At 67.8% G+C, this 18295-nt stretch carries 17 protein-coding genes; 13 read left to right on the top strand and 4 right to left on the bottom strand.

The genetic code is table 11. From position 1 onward, the window contains the following. Positions 1–198 precede the first annotated feature (198 nt). Both VFG33_RS36045 and VFG33_RS36040 read left to right on the top strand, forming a co-directional pair. Positions 199–354 carry a DUF6131 family protein gene (locus VFG33_RS36045; protein WP_325057510.1) on the top strand — a complete coding sequence of 52 codons (156 nt, stop codon included), beginning with the start codon at positions 199–201 and terminating at the stop codon, positions 352–354. Between the two features lie 77 nt (positions 355–431). Further along, a complete protein-coding gene (locus VFG33_RS36040) occupies positions 432–782 on the top strand; it encodes a YciI family protein (RefSeq protein WP_325057509.1) in 351 nt (116 codons plus the stop codon). Here the strand turns inward: VFG33_RS36040 and VFG33_RS36035 are convergent. Beyond that, positions 769–2178, bottom strand: coding sequence for an MFS transporter (locus tag VFG33_RS36035; RefSeq protein ID WP_325057508.1), 1410 nt, complete (start codon positions 2176–2178; stop codon positions 769–771). The two genes, VFG33_RS36040 and VFG33_RS36035, sit on opposite strands and share 14 nt — an antisense overlap. A 175-nt stretch (positions 2179–2353) precedes the next feature. Between VFG33_RS36035 and VFG33_RS36030 the strand changes: the two genes are divergently transcribed. From VFG33_RS36030 to VFG33_RS36020, 3 genes are all read left to right on the top strand, one after another. After that, positions 2354–2710: a YciI family protein gene (locus VFG33_RS36030; RefSeq protein ID WP_325057511.1), complete on the top strand. Its 357-nt coding sequence runs from the start codon at positions 2354–2356 to the stop codon at positions 2708–2710. Further along, a complete protein-coding gene (locus tag VFG33_RS36025; protein WP_325057507.1) occupies positions 2707–3936 on the top strand; it encodes an RNA polymerase sigma factor in 1230 nt (409 codons plus the stop codon). Before VFG33_RS36030 ends, VFG33_RS36025 begins: the two co-directional genes overlap by 4 nt. Positions 3937–4007: 71 nt before the next feature. Further along, positions 4008–4676, top strand: coding sequence for a hypothetical protein (locus VFG33_RS36020; RefSeq protein WP_325057506.1), 669 nt, complete (start codon positions 4008–4010; stop codon positions 4674–4676). A 63-nt stretch (positions 4677–4739) separates the two neighbouring features. On the opposite strand, the gene VFG33_RS36015 is transcribed toward VFG33_RS36020, so the two are convergent. From VFG33_RS36015 to VFG33_RS36005, 3 genes are all read right to left on the bottom strand, one after another. Further along, on the bottom strand, positions 4740–5291 hold the full coding sequence (locus VFG33_RS36015; protein WP_325057505.1) for a DUF4240 domain-containing protein: 552 nt from the start codon (positions 5289–5291) through the stop codon (positions 4740–4742). A gap of 26 nt (positions 5292–5317) precedes the next feature. Continuing rightward, positions 5318–6808, bottom strand: coding sequence for a hypothetical protein (locus VFG33_RS36010; RefSeq protein ID WP_325057504.1), 1491 nt, complete (start codon positions 6806–6808; stop codon positions 5318–5320). A gap of 385 nt (positions 6809–7193) precedes the next feature. Then, on the bottom strand, positions 7194–8204 hold the full coding sequence (locus tag VFG33_RS36005) for a LacI family DNA-binding transcriptional regulator (protein WP_325057503.1): 1011 nt from the start codon (positions 8202–8204) through the stop codon (positions 7194–7196). Between the two features lie 749 nt (positions 8205–8953). Between VFG33_RS36005 and VFG33_RS36000 the strand changes: the two genes are divergently transcribed. The 8 genes from VFG33_RS36000 to VFG33_RS35965 form a co-directional block, all read left to right on the top strand. Beyond that, on the top strand, positions 8954–10459 hold the full coding sequence (locus VFG33_RS36000; protein WP_325057502.1) for a sugar ABC transporter ATP-binding protein: 1506 nt from the start codon (positions 8954–8956) through the stop codon (positions 10457–10459). Then, complete coding sequence (locus tag VFG33_RS35995) at positions 10456–11481, top strand: ABC transporter permease (protein WP_325057501.1); 1026 nt, start codon at positions 10456–10458, stop codon at positions 11479–11481. The genes VFG33_RS36000 and VFG33_RS35995 overlap by 4 nt, the downstream gene beginning before the upstream one ends. Further along, positions 11471–12520 carry an ABC transporter permease gene (locus VFG33_RS35990; RefSeq protein WP_325057500.1) on the top strand — a complete coding sequence of 350 codons (1050 nt, stop codon included), beginning with the start codon at positions 11471–11473 and terminating at the stop codon, positions 12518–12520. Before VFG33_RS35995 ends, VFG33_RS35990 begins: the two co-directional genes overlap by 11 nt. After that, entirely contained in the window at positions 12517–13605 is a 1089-nt protein-coding gene (gene rhaS, locus VFG33_RS35985; RefSeq protein ID WP_325057499.1) for a rhamnose ABC transporter substrate-binding protein, read from the top strand. The genes VFG33_RS35990 and rhaS overlap by 4 nt, the downstream gene beginning before the upstream one ends. A gap of 14 nt (positions 13606–13619) precedes the next feature. Continuing rightward, the gene (locus tag VFG33_RS35980) at positions 13620–13991 is read left to right on the top strand and encodes an L-rhamnose mutarotase (protein ID WP_325057498.1); all 372 of its coding nucleotides are present in this window, start codon (positions 13620–13622) and stop codon (positions 13989–13991) included. Further along, positions 13975–15132: an L-rhamnose isomerase gene (gene rhaI, locus VFG33_RS35975; RefSeq protein ID WP_325057497.1), complete on the top strand. Its 1158-nt coding sequence runs from the start codon at positions 13975–13977 to the stop codon at positions 15130–15132. Before VFG33_RS35980 ends, rhaI begins: the two co-directional genes overlap by 17 nt. After that, positions 15129–17174 carry a bifunctional aldolase/short-chain dehydrogenase gene (locus VFG33_RS35970; RefSeq protein ID WP_325057496.1) on the top strand — a complete coding sequence of 682 codons (2046 nt, stop codon included), beginning with the start codon at positions 15129–15131 and terminating at the stop codon, positions 17172–17174. Before rhaI ends, VFG33_RS35970 begins: the two co-directional genes overlap by 4 nt. 12 nt (positions 17175–17186) lie before the next feature. Next, a partial coding sequence (locus tag VFG33_RS35965) for an L-fucose/L-arabinose isomerase family protein (protein ID WP_325057495.1) occupies positions 17187–18295 on the top strand: 1109 nt, incomplete at its 3' end.

Raw genomic sequence — 18295 nt, 5'->3', positions numbered from 1 at the left:
GAGCTGGCCGAGGGCGTCGCCGCCTTCACCGAGAAACGCTCGCCCCGCTTCCCCTGGCGTTGAACACCAGCCCCGGTACGCCGTACGCGGTGGTTGCTGTGCGCTGTCAAGCGCTTGTTGGAGGTTTGTGTGGTCTGAGATGGGCACCGGAGTTGCTGCCGCCGATCCGCCAGGCGGCTTTTCGGAGAAGGAGAATTCATGCTCATCCTCGGACTGGTTCTGCTGTTGCTGGGATTCCTGCTGAGTGTCCCGATCCTGTGGACGCTCGGAATCATCCTGCTCGTGGTCGGAGCGGTGCTGTTCCTGCTCGGATCCACCGGCCGCTCAGTAGGCGGCCGACGACACTGGTTCTGATCGTCTGAGCGAACGGGGCCCCGCGCATTTTCTTCGCGGGGCCCCGTTCTGTCCCCGAGGCTGGTTACGATGCGGCGATGAGGTACTTGGTACTGATCTTCGGCACCACCGACGACACGTGGACGGGATCCGACGAGGACGTCGCGGCGCTGCAAGGCCTGATGGCGCTGAAGGACGAGCTGGCCGCCTCCGGTGAACTGGTCAGCTCCGAGGGGCTGAGCCTGCCGGGTGACGGCCGGATCGTGCAGGTTCGCGACGGGGTCAAGGTGGTCACGGATGGCCCGTTCGCCGAGGCCAAGGAGCAACTGGCCGGCTTCTTCATGATCGACGTCCCCGACGACGAACGCGCCCAGCAACTCGCCGCCCGCGTCGCCGCCCTGGTCCACGACCGCGTCGAACTCCGCGGGACCCTCATCAGCGCGCCGTAGAGACTTCAGGGGCTGCGTCGACAGGCTCCTTTGCAGGCCGCTTGAGCAGTAAGGCGGTGCCGACCAGTCCGACGGCTACGAACGCCCAGCAGGCAGCGAAAGCCATGCGGTAACCAGAGGTCAGCGCAGCAGGGCTCGACCCTGTCGTGTTCGCCACTGCCACGGCCGACAGTACGGCGATACCTACTGCGCCACCGATCTGGAAGCTGGCGTTTTGCAGACCCGAGGCGACTCCGGCGTCGTCCCCAGCCACATCGCTCAAGGCCGCGATCGCGCCTGCAACCGTCCCGGCTCCCAGGCCTGCGCCGAAGAGGGTCAACCCCCAGAAGGCGAGCTCGAAGTAGCCAGAGTCGACAGTGAGCTGACTCATCACCGTGGCGCCGGCACCGGTCAGTAGCAGGCCAGTGGCAGCCACCGGCCGGATGCCGATCCGGGTCACCAGGTTCTGCCCGATGATGGACCCGGCCACAGCGGCAGCAGCCAGGACGGCCGACACCAGTCCGTACCGCACGGCGGAGTACCCGAGAGCGAGCTGGGCGTACTGCGTGTAGATGAAGTTCAGCCCGAAGGCCCCGAGCCCGAAGGCGATGGTGATCAGGTTGCCGCCGACCAGGGCACGCGACCGGAAGATCCGCAGCGGTACGAGCGGGGCGTTCGACCGCTGCTCAATCAGCACGAACACCGCGAACAGGGCTGCTGACAGGAGTGCGAGCAGCGTGGTCCTCCCGGCGGACGACGTGGGCGCCTCGATCACGGCGTACACGAGAACGATCAAGGCGGCGGTCACTGTGACGGCGCCCGCCACATCGAAACCACGCCTGCCGGGGCCGCGGCTGTCCTGCAGCAGGACCGGAGCCAGTACGACCACCAGGAGACAGACCGGCACGTTGATGAAGAAGATCCACTGCCAGCCGAGGCCGTCGGTGACCGGACCGCCGATCAGTGACCCCGCAGTACCGCCGACGCCGCTGGTGGCGCCCCAGATCCCTAGTGCCTTGTTGCGCTCGGCGCCGTCAGGGAAGGTGTTCATGACGATCGAGAGTGCGCTGGGAGCCAGTACTGCGGCGGCGATCCCCTGCAGGCCGCGGGCCAGTACCAGCGCATCTCCGCTCCACGCGAAGCCGCAGAGCAGGGAGGAAGCGGCGAACAGCAGCAGGCCGGCGATGAACACCCTGCGCCTGCCGAGGAGGTCGGAGATCCGGCCGCCGAGCAGCAGCAATCCGCCGAACATCAGTGCGTATCCGCTGGGCACCCACTGCACGCCGCCGGTGGAAAAGCTCAGTTCCCGCTCGATCGACGGGATGGCGACGAGCACGATCGACGCGTCCAGGATGATCATGAACCCGGTGACGCAGAGCAGGGCCAGCGCGAACCAGCGCTTCGGATCGTTTTGCATGGCGACTTGCCTCCAGTACTGCGACGCCCGGGCTGGGCGTCACTCACCGGAGACGTCGGGCCTGGCGGCTTCACCTCGACAAAATGTCGAGATCGGCCGGTCCGGATCCGACGTAACTCCGTGAGAGGGGGTCACAGGGGCCTCCGCGACCGTCAGGATGGTGACCGTGAAATACATGCTGCTGATCTACAGCAACCCGGAGAGCTGGGCGAGCCTGTCCGCCGAGCAGCGGGAGGGCCTGAGCCGCGCGCACCACGATCTGACCCGGGAGCTGACCGAGCAGGGACTCCTGGTGAGCTCGGCCGGGCTGGCCGACCCGATCACCACCCGGACCGTGTCGGTGCAGGCGGACGACACCCGGACCACCACCGACGGGCCGTACGCCGAGGCCAAGGAGCACCTGGCGGGCTTCTACCTGGTGGAGTGCGACGACATCGACCAGGCGATCGACTACGCGGCCCGGATGCCGGACGCGAAGTACGTGGCCGTGGAGGTGCGGCCGGTGATGGATTCGTCCGGGCTGGAGATGTGAGCGACTTCGAGCTCCTCCTCCGGGAGCAGACGCCGCAGGTACTGAGCGCGCTGGTGCGGCACTACGGGCACTTCGACCTGGCCGAGGAGGCCGTGCAGGAGGCCCTGCTGGCGGCTGCTCAGCAGTGGCCGACCGAAGGCGTTCCGGACAATCCCCGCGGCTGGCTGATCCGGGTCGGCTCGCGGCGGCTGACCGACCTGTTGCGCAGCGAGAGTGCCCGCCGCAAACGCGAGGAGAACGCGGCGGTGCTGGCGCCTGTCGAGGAGTTTGTTGCCTCAGGCCCCGAGGATGATGATCACGGTGGACGCGACGACACGCTCACTCTGTTGTTCCTCTGCTGTCACCCGTCGCTGTCCGCCGCGTCCCAGATCGCCTTGACACTAAGGGCTGTTGGCGGTCTGACCACGGCTCAGATCGCCGCCGGGTTCTTGGTGCCGGAAGCAACGATGGCGCAGCGGATCAGCCGGGCCAAGCGCAGCATCAAGCAGGCCGGGAGCTCTTTCGAGATGCCGCCCGAGGCCGAGCGGGATGCCCGGATGGGCGCGGTGCTGCACGTGCTCTACCTGATCTTCAACGAGGGCTACACCGCGTCATCAGGCACGGATCTGCACAGTGCCGAGCTCACCACCGAAGCGATCCGGCTGGTCCGCGGGGTTCGCCGACTGCTGCCTGAAGACGGTGAGGTCGCTGGGCTGCTGGCACTGATGCTGCTGACGGATGCACGCCGCTTGGCCCGTACGGATGCGGACGGCGCTCTGATTCCCCTGGCCGAGCAGGATCGGTCGAAGTGGAACAAGGAGGCCATCGTCGAAGGTGAGGCGCTGGTCTCCGACGCGCTCGCCCACAGCCAGCTGGGGCCGTACCAGGTGCAGGCAGCGATCGCCGCCGTGCACGGGACCGCCGAGCGGGCCGAGGACACCGACTGGGCGCAGATCGTCGCGCTGTACCAGGTGCTCGAGCAGATCTCCGACAACCCGATGGTCACGCTGAACCATGCGGTCGCGGTGGCGATGGCGACCGGCCCGAAGGAGGGACTGGCCCTGCTGGAACCCCTGGAGTCGGATGGCCGCATGACGGATCATCACCGGCTGGAGGCGGTACGGGCCCACCTGCTGGAGATGTCGGGCGACATGGTCGGTGCCAAGGCGAGCTACCTGCTGGCGGCCCGCCGTACGACCAGCGTCCCCGAACGCGACTACCTCAAATCCAAGGCCGACCGGCTCTAGGTGTCCCGTGAGCGGGACACTAGCCCGTACTGCGAGTCGCGCGGACCCCGGACTTGTGTCAGGTTTGAGGGGTGGACCTCACCAAGGCATCGCTGCTCCGGGAGATGCTCACCGGCACCGAACTCGGCAGCCGCACCACCGACTTCGCCCACTCCCTGCGCCGATACACCACTCGCCGGGGCGGGCTGCTGCTGTTCGGCCCGGCCGAGGACGAGCCGTGGCACCTCACCGCGCACCTGGACGACGAGCTCCATCGCGCCGGCGTCGAGGACGTCCGCCCGTCCCTGGTTCGCTGGTCCCCGCCGCCGGACGCCCCGGCTCACCTGGCGATCGGCCTGGATCGCCTCCGCGAGAGCGGTCGAGGCGAGTCCCTCCTGGTAGTCGCCGAGCAGACTCCGGCGGACACCTTGCTCGAGCGGATCGACGATGTCCGTCGCCGCGGCACCACCATCTTCAGCATCGACAACGGCAACGCAGATCTGGCCTCATTGAGCCACGAGTCCCTGGTCCCCGAACTGCTGGTTCCTGCCAGCTTCGGCGCCGGCTGGGTGAACCACCCGGTTGCCGACGACGACGCAGTACCGGACGAGACCCTCACCCTGCTCCGCGAGGCGGTGGCCGGCTTCGAGATGACGCAACACCTGGTCAGCCTCGCCGCGGCCGACCCGGAGGCCACCCAACCTGACTGGCGCCGCCGCCTCCGCACCTTCATAGAACGCCTCAGCGGCGAACCGGCCTAGTTCTCGCCTTACGTCCGAAGAACTAGCGAGACGTCCCTCCAGTTCTTCGGACGTCAGCGGGGTTTAGTCGGCGAGGTAGAGGACTGAGAGGCGGGGGAAGCGGGCGCGCATCTCGGACTTGTCGTCGAAGTCGAAATCGTTGCCTGCCGGGACATCGGCGTACTCCGTGGTCGCGGCCTCGACCGCCTCCCAGTAGGCCTTCTCGGATCCGGCCGCGGCCTGGTAGGCGTTCGGGCCGACCACGAGCAGCGCCTCGCCGTCGAACCCCTCGAACTCCTCGTCCTGGTCCTCGTCGACCACATCCGCCAGCGAGTCCGGATCGGCCAGCGCGGCTTCCCAGATCTCCCGGCCCTGCGCGACCAGCCAGCCCCGGAAGTAGTCGAACCCGTCATCCGACGCGCCCCCGTTGATCAGGTATGCCGCCGCCCACAGATCCAGCCGGTACGACTCCACCTGCAGGTGCTCGAACTCGACCCCGAATCCGACGATCTGCTCCGGCGCCATCCCGCCCAGCGCCTTGGTCAACGCATCCGCGACCCCGTCCGGATCCGCCGCCGTGTCATCCACTTCATCCCGGGCCGCTTCCACCAGCCCCCAGAACCCATCCCTGTCCACCCCCAAAGCGTGTCACGAAACCGGGCTCAAATGGATGGGTTCTCCAGGTTTCCTGCATATGCCGGGGCCGGACCGTCGACATCGACCAGTACGCCGGGGTCCGCGACAGCGGGTTGATCCGGCACCGCAGCGGCTGTCGGTGGTTCGATCAAAGCCGTCACGGGCTCGGCTGCAGGCTCGTCTCCGGGTTCCTGCCCGTCCTGGGAGGACAACGCCGTCGACGCGAGGGACGGCCTTCCCTCAGGCTGTTCCGGAGTCTCGCGCAGTCGGGGTGGAACCGCTGTCCAGGTCCGCAGGTCCTGGACGACGTCGCCGTAGAACGTGTTGATTGCGGTTTCAACGGACTCGATGAAGGAGCCCCGCCCCCGCCCGCGCTTCGTTCCCAGCGGCAGGGCGAGAGCGACTCGGAAGGACCGGAGGTCCTTCTTGGGATCTTCAATCAGAGCAGTGGGCTGTTCGCGGACCACTTTGAGAAGCTCGGCTGTGCCCGCGCCGCGGGTGTGCATGGCGAAGGCCTCCAGCCGGACGCTGTCAGGGGCGTGACGTAGCTGCCGAACCAGCCAGTTGACGCGGGTAGCCGCGCGACCGTCCCGGGGCGCTGAGATGTCCACATGACAGGTCACGCGTCCAGCCCGGAGATCGGTTGTCACGACCAACGGTCCGACGGTGTTCGGGATATTGATCGCACCCTGCAGAGTGCCGTTGGCGCACATCGACTGAACCAGAGCCTGCGAGCGAAGTGCAGGCTCGGCCAACTCCTTGCGACTCAGCGCGGGAGTGACATCGTCGCCGAGGCGGCGGCCCAGTTGAAGGCTGACATACCGCAGCAGGGCGTCGAACCGGGCGGCTACCTCGGGCGCGCATTTGTCGCCTGGACGAAGCGTGCCGGAGGCGACTGCCTCCCGGGTGGTCACCCAGGACGCGCCCATGTCATCGAACTCGAGCGCCCCGGACCGTGGATGTTCCAGGTAGCGGATCAGTTCACCGAGGATCCATGCCTGGTCGGGGTCGGCAACACCGCGATGTTCCTTCTGCAGGACCGCCTCGGCGAGCACCTGCGACCATGACCAGTGATGCAGGGCGACCCGCTTCAGTTTCCGTTTGTCGATCTTCGTGGGATGCAGACCGGCAATGGCTGGGATCTCATTCGAGATGGTGATGACCGCATCGAAGTCCTGCTCGCGTGCGATGTCGAGATAGGCCTCGAGTTGCTCGGTCGCCAGCTCGTTCACGCCGGTCTTGACCTCCACCAGAGCGGTCCATTCCTTCTGGCCGCGGCGCGCGCGAATCAGTCCGTCCGGATACAGCCGTCGCTCACCGAACTGGAAGGGCACTTCGATGTACGTCTCCAGGGCGCCTGCCGGCGCGCCGAGCGGCTGCGTCAGCACCCGGCCGAACTCGCGGACCGACGACATCACCGCCAGCAGTGCCGATGTCGCCCGTCGCTCTTGCTCGTCGGCTCCGTTGATTCCCGAGGTCGGGATCAGTCGGGCCTGGTGCCAGGTTTCCTCTGCCATTTGATGCCCCCCACGGGCGTATCCCCAGCGGACCCCAGTAGGCCCACATCTCCCTCATCGCCCGACAAGACCGGCACGTTACGCCTTTCGTCACGCAACGTGAAGGTCCGAGCGACTTTCAGCACAGATCGTGAGGTGCCTTTGGGGCGCGGTCGGGCACTGGACCAGCGAGCAACATACCAATATATAAGACGTCATATTCCGAATGATGGACAGGCGTGGCAGACTGGGTGGTGCTGAAGGTGGTTTCAGCTTGTGTGTTTGGGCCCCGGTCCGCCTCGCCTGTACCGACGTCAGCAGGGGCACGGCGGTCCCGGAGCGGTCCGGGCCCCAAGCGCACGAGGTGATGGCGGTCCGCCTGTACTGCGCTCGCCGGCGCCCGGCGTCAGCTCCGGGCGGACGTGCCTCGGGTGGAGGTGCGGACGACCAGTTCGGGGGTGAAGGTGACCCGTTGGTGTTCGTGGTCGGGGTTCGAGGATTCGTCCAGCAGGAGCTCGGCGGCCGTTCGGCCGAGGAGTTGGCGGGGCTGTCGTACCGAGGTGAGCGGGACCGCCGCCGCGGCTGCGAACTCGATGTCGTCGTAGCCCACGATCGCCAGGTCCTCGGGGACCCGCAGGCCGAGGCTTACGCACTGTTGCAGCAAACCCAACGCCAGTAGGTCGTTCGCGCAGAACGCTGCCGTTGGACGGCGGTCTGCCGGTAGTCCGGCTAGTCGTTGCCCAGCGCCTCTACCTTCGGCAACGGTCAACCCGCCCGTCAGTACCTCGACCAGATCTCCCGCCTGCAGGCCGGCGCGCTCCAGTGCCTGCCGAGCGCCCTGCCGTCGATCGGTGACCTGGCCGATGTTGTTCGGCCCGCCGACGAAGGCGATCCGCTTGTGGCCCAGTTCGATCAGATGACTCAGTGCCACCTCACCACCGAGTACGTCGTCCACCGCGACCGAACAGTGCTCCGCATCGTCGAGAGACCGGTCCACCACGACTACCGGCGTACCGCGCATCGGCAGGGTCCGCAGTCGTGACGATTCGGGGTCGATCGGAGTGATCAGTACGCCCTGGACCCGTTGCTGTTCGAGCAGATCCAGGTAGTCCGCCTCGCGCGCGGCATCCTCGTTGCTGTTGCAAAGGAACACCGAAAGACCGGCTTCCGCGGCCACTTCCTCGACCCCGCGGGCGACATCGGTGAAGAACGGGTTGCCCGGATCGAGCATCAGGTAGGCCAGGATCCGGCTGCTTCCGGCGCGCAACTGCCGCGCCGACTCGTTCCGCACGAACCCGAGCGACTCCATCGCCGACTCGACCTTCGCGCGGGTCGCCGGACTGACCATCTCCGGCCGGTTCAGCACGTTCGAAACCGTTCCCAGCGAGACCCCTGCGGCGGCTGCCACATCCTTCACGCCAGCAGCCGCCCGACCCCGGCTCCGCGCCCGGGCCGCAACCGTCCGCGCCCCCGCCCGCCTGACCTCCGGACTCACTGGCTTACCGGCACCCCCGGCCCGCTTGGCAGGCACCGCTCCCACTCGCTTGGCCGGCAATCCACTTCGCTTGGCGGGCAGTGCTGCCGACCCGCTCGGTCGAACCTGCCCTGCCGGCGAGCCTGCGCGCTTGGCCGGAGTCGCCGTCGTCGGTCCGCTTCGCTTGGCGGGCAACGCCGCCGACCCGCTCGGTCTAGCCTGCCCTGCCGTCGAGCCTGCGCGCTTGGCCGGAGTCGCCGCCGCCGACCCGCTTCGCTTGGCGGGCATGGCTGCCGATCCGCTCCGCTTCGCCGGCGCTGCTGAACCGGCGCGTTCGGCCGGCGCAGAAGGCGTCGCGGCTCGACCGGCGCCGTTCTGTCCGCGCCCGGACCGCGGCGCGGGCTTACCCGTCGGCTGCCGGCTCGAGCGCCCCGGTGGTTCGACCGGCTCGGACGCGCCGTCGGCGCGTCCGGCTGCGCTAGGTGGCGCCACGAGGCCTCCCGGGTTGAAACGTGATAGCTGGGGAAGCGTACCCCGCCACCTGTGGATTTCCGCACCCTTTCCCCTGTGGTTGTCCACAGACTTCGCGACGAGGTCTTGACGCCCGGAGCCGCCGCCCCGTACTTTCAGGCAATCTTCTTGAAACCTTTCAGGAAGCACGTTCCGGACCCCGATCAGAGACGGAGGTGGACATGTCGGGCGATGCCCCACTGCTGCGGGTCCGCGAGGTGTCGAAATCGTTCGGCGCCGTCGCGGCCGTGCAGAACGTCTCGTTCGACCTGTACGGCGGGGAGGCACACGCGCTCGTCGGGGAGAACGGCGCAGGCAAGTCCACGATCGTGAAAATGCTGGCCGGTGTGCATCGTCCGGACGCCGGCACCATCGAGCTCGACGGCACCCCGGTCGAGCTGAACACTCCGGCCGACGCCAAGGCGGCCGGTATCGCGGTGATCTACCAGGAGCCGACGCTCTTCCCCGACCTGTCCGTCGCGGAGAACATCGCGATGGGCCGCCAGCCACTGGGTCGTTTCAAAACCATCGACCGTACGGCGATGCTGCGGCAGGCCGAGCAGCTCTTCACGAGGCTCGGTGTCTCCATCGAGCCGGCGCGCCCGGCGAGAGGTCTGTCCATCGCCGACCAGCAGCTCGTGGAGATCGCCAAGGCCATCTCGGCCGACGCTCGCGTGGTGGTGATGGACGAGCCGACTGCTGCGCTTACCGGGGTCGAGGTCGAGCGATTGTTCGCGGTGGCCAGATCGCTGCGGGACGACGGTGCCGCGCTGGTGTTCATCTCGCACCGGTTCGAGGAGATCACCGCCCTGTGCGAGCGGGTCACCATCATGCGGGACGGCAAGCTTGTGTCGACCGACCTGCTCAGCGAGGTCAGCGTGGACGAGATGGTCCGCCGGATGGTCGGCCGCGATCTTGGTGCGCTCTTCCCCAAGCAGGAGGTCGAGCCCGGCGCAGTGGTGCTGACCGTGGACGGGCTGAGCCGCGATCCCGTCTTCGCGGAGGTGTCCTTCGAGGTCCGCGCGGGCGAGATCGTCGCACTGGCCGGGTTGGTCGGGTCCGGCCGGTCCGAGGTGGTTCAGTCGATCTTCGGCGTCGATCCGCGGGACGCCGGCACCGTCAAGGTCCTCGGCAAGACCCTCAAGCCGGGTTCGCCGCGCGCGGCGATGGCGGCCGGGGTCGCCCTGGTCCCGGAGGACCGCCGTCAGCAGGGCCTGGTGATGGAGCTGTCGATCGAGCGCAACGTGACCCTGCCCCGGTCCCGCGCACTCTCGCAGCTCGGGTTCCTCACCGGCAGCAGTGAGCGGCGTTCGGCCCAGGAGTGGACGCGGCGGCTCAAGACGAAGTACGGCCGGCTCTCCGACGAGGTCGGCACCCTGTCCGGCGGCAACCAGCAGAAGGTCGTACTGGCCAAGTGGTTGTCGATGGCACCGAAGCTGCTGATCGTCGACGAGCCGACCCGGGGCATCGACGTCGGCACGAAGGCAGAGGTGCACCGGCTGATGTCCAGCCTGGCTGCGGAAGGGGTCGCCATCCTGATGGTGTCGTCGGAGCTGCCCGAGGTGCTCGGCATGGCCGACCGTGTCCTGGTGATGCGAGAGGGGCGGCTCGTCGCCGAACTGGACCGGTCCCTGGCGACGGAGGAGTCGGTCATGTTCGCCGCAATGGGTCAGGAGGCGTCCGTATGACGGCCGTCGGGCTTCCTGGTGTTTCGACCAGGCGATCGTCACTCGACCTGGTCCTGAGGGCCCGCGAGCTCGGCATCGTGCTCGCGCTCGCACTGCTCGTCGCGGTGACGGCGATCTCCAATCCCCGCTTTCTCTCCGGCCAGAGCATCCGCGACATCCTGCTCGGCACCGCGATCCTGGCCGTACTGGCGGTCGGTCAGGCCGTGGTGGTGATCACCCGGAACATCGATCTCTCGGTCGGCTCGGTGCTCGGGCTGAGTGCGTTCACCGTCGGCACCCTGTTGCGGGACCACCCGGGCCTGCCCGTCGTACTGGCGCTGTTGATCGGTGCCGCGGTCGGAGGGGTCTGTGGCGCCGTCAACGGGGTGCTCGTCCGGTACGGGAACGTGCCGGCCCTGGTGGTGACACTGGGCACCCTGTACGTCGTCCGCGGGATCACCTACTTCTGGGCCGGTGGCCAGCAGATCAACGCGGACGAACTCCCCTCCGGGTTCCTCGACTTCGGCAACGCGACCTTGATCGGGATTCCCTATCTGGTCCTGATCGCCCTGCTGGTGCTGGTGATCACCGCGATCGTGCTGCGGAACTACCGCGTCGGCCGGGAGCTCTACGCGATGGGGTCCAGCCCGCAGGCGGCGCGGCTCGCGGGCATCTCGGTCGGGCGCCGGACGATCGGCGCCTTCGGGGTGAGCGGCGCCTTGGCCGGGCTGGCCGGGGTGTTGTTCGCCGCGAGGTTCGGCACGATCGACGCGGCCGCGGGGACGGGGTACGAGCTGAACGTCGTGGCCGCGGTTGTCGTCGGCGGCGTAGCGGTCTTCGGCGGGAGCGGCTCGGTCTGGGGCGCTGCGCTCGGAGCCCTGCTGCTGACCACCATCGGTTCGGCTCTCGCGGTGCTGGAGATCAACCAGTTCTGGCAGCAGGCGATCGTCGGCGGCCTGATCCTGCTCGCCATCGGCGCCGACCGCCTGGTCGCGGCCAGGGTCGCCGCGACTCTCAAGATGCGGGGCTCCCATGTCAACTGACAGCAGCGTCGCCGAAGAGCGTTCGGTGGGTATCCCCGGCCGGCTCGCCAACTGGAACGTGGCGATCATCGCGGTCACCGTCGTCGTCCTGATCGTCGCCGCCGCGACCGTGCAGAACTTCGCCACCTCGCAGAACTTCGGCTTCCTCGTCCTCGACCTGTTGCCGATCGCGCTGGTCGCGCTGCCGATGACCCTGGTGATCGTGACCGGCGAGATCGACCTGTCGGTGGCGAGCACGCTCGGCCTGTCCAGCGCTGTGATGGGCTATCTGTGGAACGCGAACCAGCCGATCGAGACGATCATCCCGCTCTGCCTGCTGCTCGGGGCGCTCCTCGGCGCGGTCAACGGGTTCTTCGTGACGGTCCTCGGGCTGCCCTCGCTGGCCGTCACCATCGGCACCCTGGCGCTCTACCGCGGTCTCGCGTTCGTCGTGCTCGGTGATGGCGCGGTCGCGGACTTCCCGGCCGTCTACACCGACTGGGTCACCGGCACCATCGCCGGTACGTCGATCCCGAACGTCCTGATCATCATCGTGGTCCTCGCAGCCGTGTTCGGCGTGATCCTGCACGCGACGCCGATCGGTCGCGCGGTGTTCGCGGTCGGCGCGAGCGACCAGGCGGCCCGGTTCGCCGGTGTCCGGCCCGGCCGCCTCAAGTTCTGGCTGTACGTCGTGAGCGGTCTGGTGGCGGGTCTCGCCGGGGTGTTGTGGACCCTGCGGTACTCCAGCGCCCGGGCCGACAACGGCGCCGGCCTCGAGTTGGCCGTGGTCGCCGCCGTCCTGCTCGGTGGTGTCTCCATCTTCGGCGGCAAGGGTGCACTGCCTGGCGTGATCGCAGGTGTGGTCCTGCTGGCCTCGCTGCAGAACGCACTCCGTCTGTCCGATGTGTCGAACGAGGCGCTCAACGTCGTCACCGGCGTTCTGTTGATCGTCTCCGTGCTGGCTCCGAACCTCGCGAACGCCGTCCGTAGCTCGGTGCAGCGGCGCCGGCATCGCTCCGATCCCCTGCAAGGCCACCGTCCAGAAAGGGCACAACCATGACCTTCCGTCTCTCCCGCCGTCTCGCGGTGCCGCTGTCGGCGGTGGCCGCCTTGTCCCTCGCGCTGACCGCCTGTGGCGGCACCACCAAGGAGGACACGGCGAACCAGAACACCGCCGCGCCGACCAACTCGGGCTCCGCCGCGGCCGACCCGAACGCGCCGCTGAAGGAAGGCCTGAAGATCGCCTACCTGCCCAAGCAGCTGAACAATCCGTACACCGACGTCGAGGTCGGCGGCGGCAAGGTCGCGGTCGGCGAGATCAAGGGCGAGTACAAGCTGGTCGGGCCGAACGACGCGAGTGCGTCCTCCCAGGTCAGCTACATCAACACGCTGATCCAGCAGCAGCAGGACGTGATCGTGGTCGCGGCCAACGACCCGAACGCGGTCTGCCCGTCGCTGAACCAGGCACGCAAGGCCGACATCAAGGTCGTCACCTTCGACTCGGACGCGGCCAAGACCTGCCGGGACGCCTTCATCAACCAGGCCACCACGCAGGGCATCGGCGAGAGCCTGGTGAAGATGGCCAGTGACCTGGCCGGCGGTTCTGGTGAGATCGCCGTCCTGTCCGCCACCCCGAACGCGACGAACCAGAACTCCTGGATCGAGGTGATGAAGACCGAGCTGGCCAAGCCGGAGAATGCCAAGCTCAAGCTGGTCAAGATCGCCTACGGCAACGACGACGACCAGAAGTCCTTCACCGAGGCGCAGGGCCTGCTGCAGTCCTTCCCGAACCTCAAGGTGATCGTGTCGCCGACCACGGTCGGAATCGCGGCCGCGTCCCGCTACGTGAGCGCCTCCAGCTACAAGGGCAAGGTCGCGATCACCGGACTCGGGCTGCCGAACCAGATGCGCAAGTACGTCAAGGACGGCACGGTGAAGAAGTTCGCCCTCTGGAACCCGGCCGACATCGGGTACCTGGCCGCGTATGCCGGTGCCGCGCTGAAGTCCGGGCAGATCACCGGCGCGCAGGGCGAGAAGTTCAAGGCCGGCAAGCTCGGCGAATACACCGTCGGCGCGGACGGCGAGATCGTGCTCGGCCCGCCGACCGAGTTCACCGCCACCAACATCGACCAGTTCGACTTCTGACCACGGGGACGCCGGTGAACCGCTACTGCTTCTGCCTCCAGGTCAAGCCGGACCGGCTGGACGAGTACGTCGACCGGCACCGCGAGGTGTGGCCCGACATGCAGGCCGCGCTGCGCGACTCCGGCTGGCACAACTACTCGCTCTTCCTCCGCGAGGACGGCCTGCTGATCGGCTACGTCGAGGCCGACGACCTGGAGGCGGCGCAGCGGGCGATGGCGGCGACCGAGGTGAACACCCGCTGGCAGGCCGAGATGACTGAGTTCTTCACCGCTGCCGGTGGCGGATCGAACGGCCGGCCTCCGGACGAGTCGTTCGTGCTGCTTCCCGAGATCTTCCACCTGACCGAAACCACTAGCGCTGGGGACCGATATGACAGCCGTAACTGAAGCTTTGAGCCGACAGGAGATCGAACTACCGTCCTGGGCGTTCGGCAACTCGGGGACCCGGTTCAAGGTGTTCAGCCAGCCGGGAGTGCCGCGGTCGCCGGAGGAGAAGATCGCCGATGCCGCGGTGGTGCACAAACATACGGGGGTCGCGCCGAGCGTCGCCCTGCACATCCCGTGGGACAAGGTGGACGACTACGGCAAGCTCGCCGCCTACGCCGACGAGCAGGGCGTCCGGCTCGGGGCGATCAACAGCAACGTCTTCCAGGATGACGACTACAAGCTCGGCAGCGTCACCAACCCCGACCCGAGGATCCGTCGCAAGGCCACGGACCACCTGCTCGAGTGCGTCGACATCATGGACGCCACCGGTTCGCGGGACCTGAAGCTGTGGTTCTCCGACGGCACCAACTACCCGGGGCAGGACGACATCCAGGACCGGCAGGACCGGCTGGCGACCGCGCTGAAGGAGGTCTACGACCGGCTCGGCGATGACCAGCGGATGCTGCTGGAGTACAAGCTGTTCGAGCCGGCCTTCTACACGACCGACGTGCCGGACTGGGGTACGTCGTACGCACACTGTCTCGACCTGGGGCTCAAGGCAACGGTTTGCATCGACACCGGCCACCACGCGCCGGGCACGAACATCGAGTTCATCGTGGCCTTCCTGCTCCGGGTGAAGAAGCTCGGCGCGTTCGACTTCAACAGCCGGTTCTACGCCGACGACGACCTGATGGTGGGGGCGGCGGATCCGTTCCAGCTGTTCCGGATCATGAACGAGATCGTCCGCGGTGACGCCCTCGACCCGGACCGCGGCATCGCCTTCATGCTGGACCAGTGCCACAACATCGAGGCGAAGATCCCGGCCATCATCCGCTCGGTGATGAACGTCCAGGAAGCCACCGCCAAGGCCCTGCTGGTCGATCGGGACGTGCTCCGCAAGGCCCAGCAGGAGGGAGACGTCCTGGCCGCCAACGCGGCTCTGATGGACGCCTACAACACCGACGTCCGCCCGTTGCTCGCCGGCCTGCGGGCCGAGCAAGGGTTGGATCCGGACCCGGTCGCGGCGTACCACCGCAGCGGCTACTTCGAGCAGATCAGCAAGGACCGCGCCGACGGCCAACAGGCCGGATGGGGAGCATGAGAGTGAGCGTAAGCGGTACTGCAGCCGAGCTTGTTGCCCGCAGCAATAGGTTGGGTGCCGACCCACGCAATACCAACTATGCGGGCGGCAACACCTCCGCCAAGGGCAGCGCCACGGATCCGGTCACCCAACAGCCGGTGGATCTGCTCTGGGTGAAAGGCTCCGGCGGCGACCTGGGCACGTTGACGACCGCAGGCCTGGCCGTACTGCGCCTCGACCGGCTGACCGCACTCGTCGACGTCTACCCCGGCGTGGATCGTGAGGACGAGATGGTAGCGGCCTTCGACTATTGCCTGCACGGCAAGGGCGGAGCGGCCCCCTCGATCGACACCGCGATGCACGGTCTGGTGGACGCCCCGCACGTGGATCACCTGCACCCGGACTCGGGCATCGCGCTGGCGACGGCGGCCGACGGCGAGAAGCTCACGGCCGAGTGCTTCGGGGATCGCGTGGTCTGGGTTCCGTGGCGGCGGCCTGGGTTCCAGCTGGGATTGGACATCGCCCAGGTGAAGCGGGACAACCCGCAAGCTATCGGCGTGATCCTCGGCGGCCACGGCATCACCGCGTGGGGAGACACCTCGCAGGAGTGTGAGGCGAACTCCCTGGACATCATCCGGACGGCAGAGCGCTTCCTCGCCGACCGGGGAGAGGCCGAGCCATTCGGACCCGTAGTACCGGGGTTCGAGGCGCTGCCGGAAGGAGAGCGGCGGCGACGGGCGGCCGCGTTGGCGCCGGTGATCCGGGGGTTGGCGTCGACGGACAATCCGCAGGTCGGGCACTACACCGACGACGACGTCGTGCTCGAGTTCACCGCCCGGGAACGCCTGGCCGAGTTGGCCGCCCTGGGGACCTCCTGCCCGGACCACTTCCTCAGGACCAAGGTCCGGCCGCTGGTGCTGGATCTGCCGCCGTCAGTGCCGCTGGAAGATGCCGTGATCCGACTCAGGGAGCTGCATCTGCAGTACCGCGAGGACTACGCGGCGTACTACGACCGCCATGCCTTGCCGGACAGCCCGCCGATGCGTGGTGCGGATCCAGCGATCGTGCTGGTGCCGGGGGTCGGGATGTTCAGCTTCGGCAAGGACAAGCAGACCGCCCGCGTCGCCGGAGAGTTCTACGTCAACGCGATCAACGTGATGCGCGGCGCTGAGTCCGTCTCGACCTACGCGCCGATCGACGAGAGCGAGAAGTTCCGGATCGAGTACTGGGCACTCGAGGAGGCCAAGCTGCAGCGGATGCCCAAGCCGAAGCCGCTGGCCACCCGGGTCGCGTTCGTGACCGGTGGCGGTTCCGGCATCGGCAAGGCGATCGCTCACCGGCTGGCCGCGGAAGGTGCGTGTGTCGTCGTCGCGGACCTGGACACAGCAGCGGCCGATGCGGTGGCCAAGGAGATCGGCGGCACCGATAAGGCCATTGCCGTTAGTGCCGATGTCTCGCAGGAGGGAGCGGTGGCCGCCGCCTTTGAGCAGGCGGTGCTCGCGTTCGGCGGTGTCGACCTCGTGGTCAACAACGCCGGGCTCTCCATTTCGAAGCCGCTGCTCGAGACCACAGAGAAGGACTGGGACCTGCAGCACAATGTGATGGCCAAGGGCTCGTTCCTCGTCTCGCGGGCCGCCGCGAAGATCCTGATCGACCAGGGCATCGGCGGCGACATCGTCTACATCTCCAGCAAGAACGCGGTCTTCGCCGGTCCCAACAACGTCGCGTACGGCGCCGCCAAGGCGGACCAGGCACATCAGGTCCGACTACTCGCGGCCGAGCTCGGGGAGCACGGGATCCGCGTCAACGGCGTGAACCCGGACGGCGTGGTCCGTGGATCCGGCATCTTCGCCAAGGGCTGGGGTGCCCAGCGCGCCGCGGTGTACGGCGTACCGGAGTCCGAGCTGGGGGCGTTCTACGCCCAGCGGACCATCCTCAAGCGCGAGGTGCTGCCGGAGCACGTCGCGGCGGCCGTCTTCACTCTCGCGGCCGGGGATCTCTCCCACACCACCGGTCTGCACATACCCGTCGACGCCGGCGTCGCCGCGGCGTTCCTCCGGTGAGGAGTTCAAGCCATGTGGAGCACTGACCCGAGTCGTTCGGTCGATGGGAACGGCGTGCTGCCGTGGGTCGAGCCGCGGAAGACGCGGATCGGCCTGGTCGCCGGTGGGCTCGGCGCCTATTGGCCGCAGTTCCCGGACCTGCTGCCGCAGTTGCAGGCGTCTGCTCGCCGGGTGTCGGAGCGGTTCTCCGAGCTCGACTGTGAGGTGGTGGACGTCGGCTTCATCTCCGACGCCACAGACGGAGCCGCCGCGGCCGAGAAACTGCGGCTCGCGGACTGCGACCTGATCGTCGGTTTCCTGACGACCTACATGACCGCGTCGATGCTGGTCCCGGTCGCCCAGCGCAGCGGCGCACCCGTGCTGCTGCTCAACCTGCAGCCGACCGAGGCAATGGATCACGCATCCTTCGACACCGGCGCTTGGCTCGCGTACTGCGGTGCCTGTCCGCTGCCGGAGATGGCGAACGCCTTCGAGCGCTGCGGCATCGACTTCCGCTCAGTCTCCGGGTACGTCGAGGACGAGCGAGCGTGGACCCGGATCACCCGGTGGATCAAGGCGGCCGGGGTCCGGGCGGCCCTTCGACACGGGCGGCACGGTCTGCTCGGGCATCTCTACCCCGGCATGATGGATGTGATCACCGACCCCACCCTGGTCTCCGCGCAGCTCGGTGGACACGTCGAGATCCTGGAGATCGACGATCTGCGGGTCCGGGTGGAGCAGGTCACGCCGGCTGAAACCGAAGCCAGGATGAAGGTCGCCCAAGACGTCTTCACCCTGGACGACTCGGTGGTCGAGGACGACTTCCGCTGGGGTGCCACGGTGTCGGTCGCGCTGGATCGGCTGGTCGAGGATTTCAGCCTGGACACGCTCGCCTACTACCACCGAGGACTCGATGGGGAGACCCATGAGCGGGTCGCCGCGGGGATGATCCTCGGAGCTTCGTTGCTGACGGCAAGGGGTGTGCCGGCTGCTGGTGAGTATGAGCTGCGGACGTCGCTGGCGATGCTGGTGATGGACAAGCTCGGTGGCGGTGGATCGTTCACCGAACTGCAGGCGCTGAACTTCCACGACAACGTTGTGGAGATGGGGCACGACGGGCCGGCGCACCTCGCGATCAGTGC

This window comes from Kribbella sp., assembly GCF_035687465.1.
GTDB lineage: Bacteria > Actinomycetota > Actinomycetes > Propionibacteriales > Kribbellaceae > Kribbella.
The sequence above is the reverse complement of the archived record's forward strand: the minus strand, read 5'-3'. Positions and strand labels throughout refer to the sequence as shown.

What these genes read in the sequence shown, in the direction of transcription:
- VFG33_RS36040 (WP_325057509.1), top strand. Translation starts at nt 432, where the DNA reads ATGAGGTACTTGGTACTGATCTTCGGCACCACCGACGACACGTGGACG.
- VFG33_RS35990 (WP_325057500.1), top strand. Translation starts at nt 11,471, where the DNA reads ATGTCAACTGACAGCAGCGTCGCCGAAGAGCGTTCGGTGGGTATCCCC.
- VFG33_RS35970 (WP_325057496.1), top strand. Translation starts at nt 15,129, where the DNA reads ATGAGAGTGAGCGTAAGCGGTACTGCAGCCGAGCTTGTTGCCCGCAGC.
- VFG33_RS36035 (WP_325057508.1), bottom strand. Translation starts at nt 2,178, where the DNA reads ATGCAAAACGATCCGAAGCGCTGGTTCGCGCTGGCCCTGCTCTGCGTC.
- VFG33_RS36045 (WP_325057510.1), top strand. Translation starts at nt 199, where the DNA reads ATGCTCATCCTCGGACTGGTTCTGCTGTTGCTGGGATTCCTGCTGAGT.
- VFG33_RS35995 (WP_325057501.1), top strand. Translation starts at nt 10,456, where the DNA reads ATGACGGCCGTCGGGCTTCCTGGTGTTTCGACCAGGCGATCGTCACTC.
- rhaI (WP_325057497.1), top strand. Translation starts at nt 13,975, where the DNA reads ATGACAGCCGTAACTGAAGCTTTGAGCCGACAGGAGATCGAACTACCG.
- VFG33_RS36030 (WP_325057511.1), top strand. Translation starts at nt 2,354, where the DNA reads ATGCTGCTGATCTACAGCAACCCGGAGAGCTGGGCGAGCCTGTCCGCC.
- VFG33_RS36000 (WP_325057502.1), top strand. Translation starts at nt 8,954, where the DNA reads ATGTCGGGCGATGCCCCACTGCTGCGGGTCCGCGAGGTGTCGAAATCG.
- rhaS (WP_325057499.1), top strand. Translation starts at nt 12,517, where the DNA reads ATGACCTTCCGTCTCTCCCGCCGTCTCGCGGTGCCGCTGTCGGCGGTG.
- VFG33_RS36010 (WP_325057504.1), bottom strand. Translation starts at nt 6,808, where the DNA reads ATGGCAGAGGAAACCTGGCACCAGGCCCGACTGATCCCGACCTCGGGA.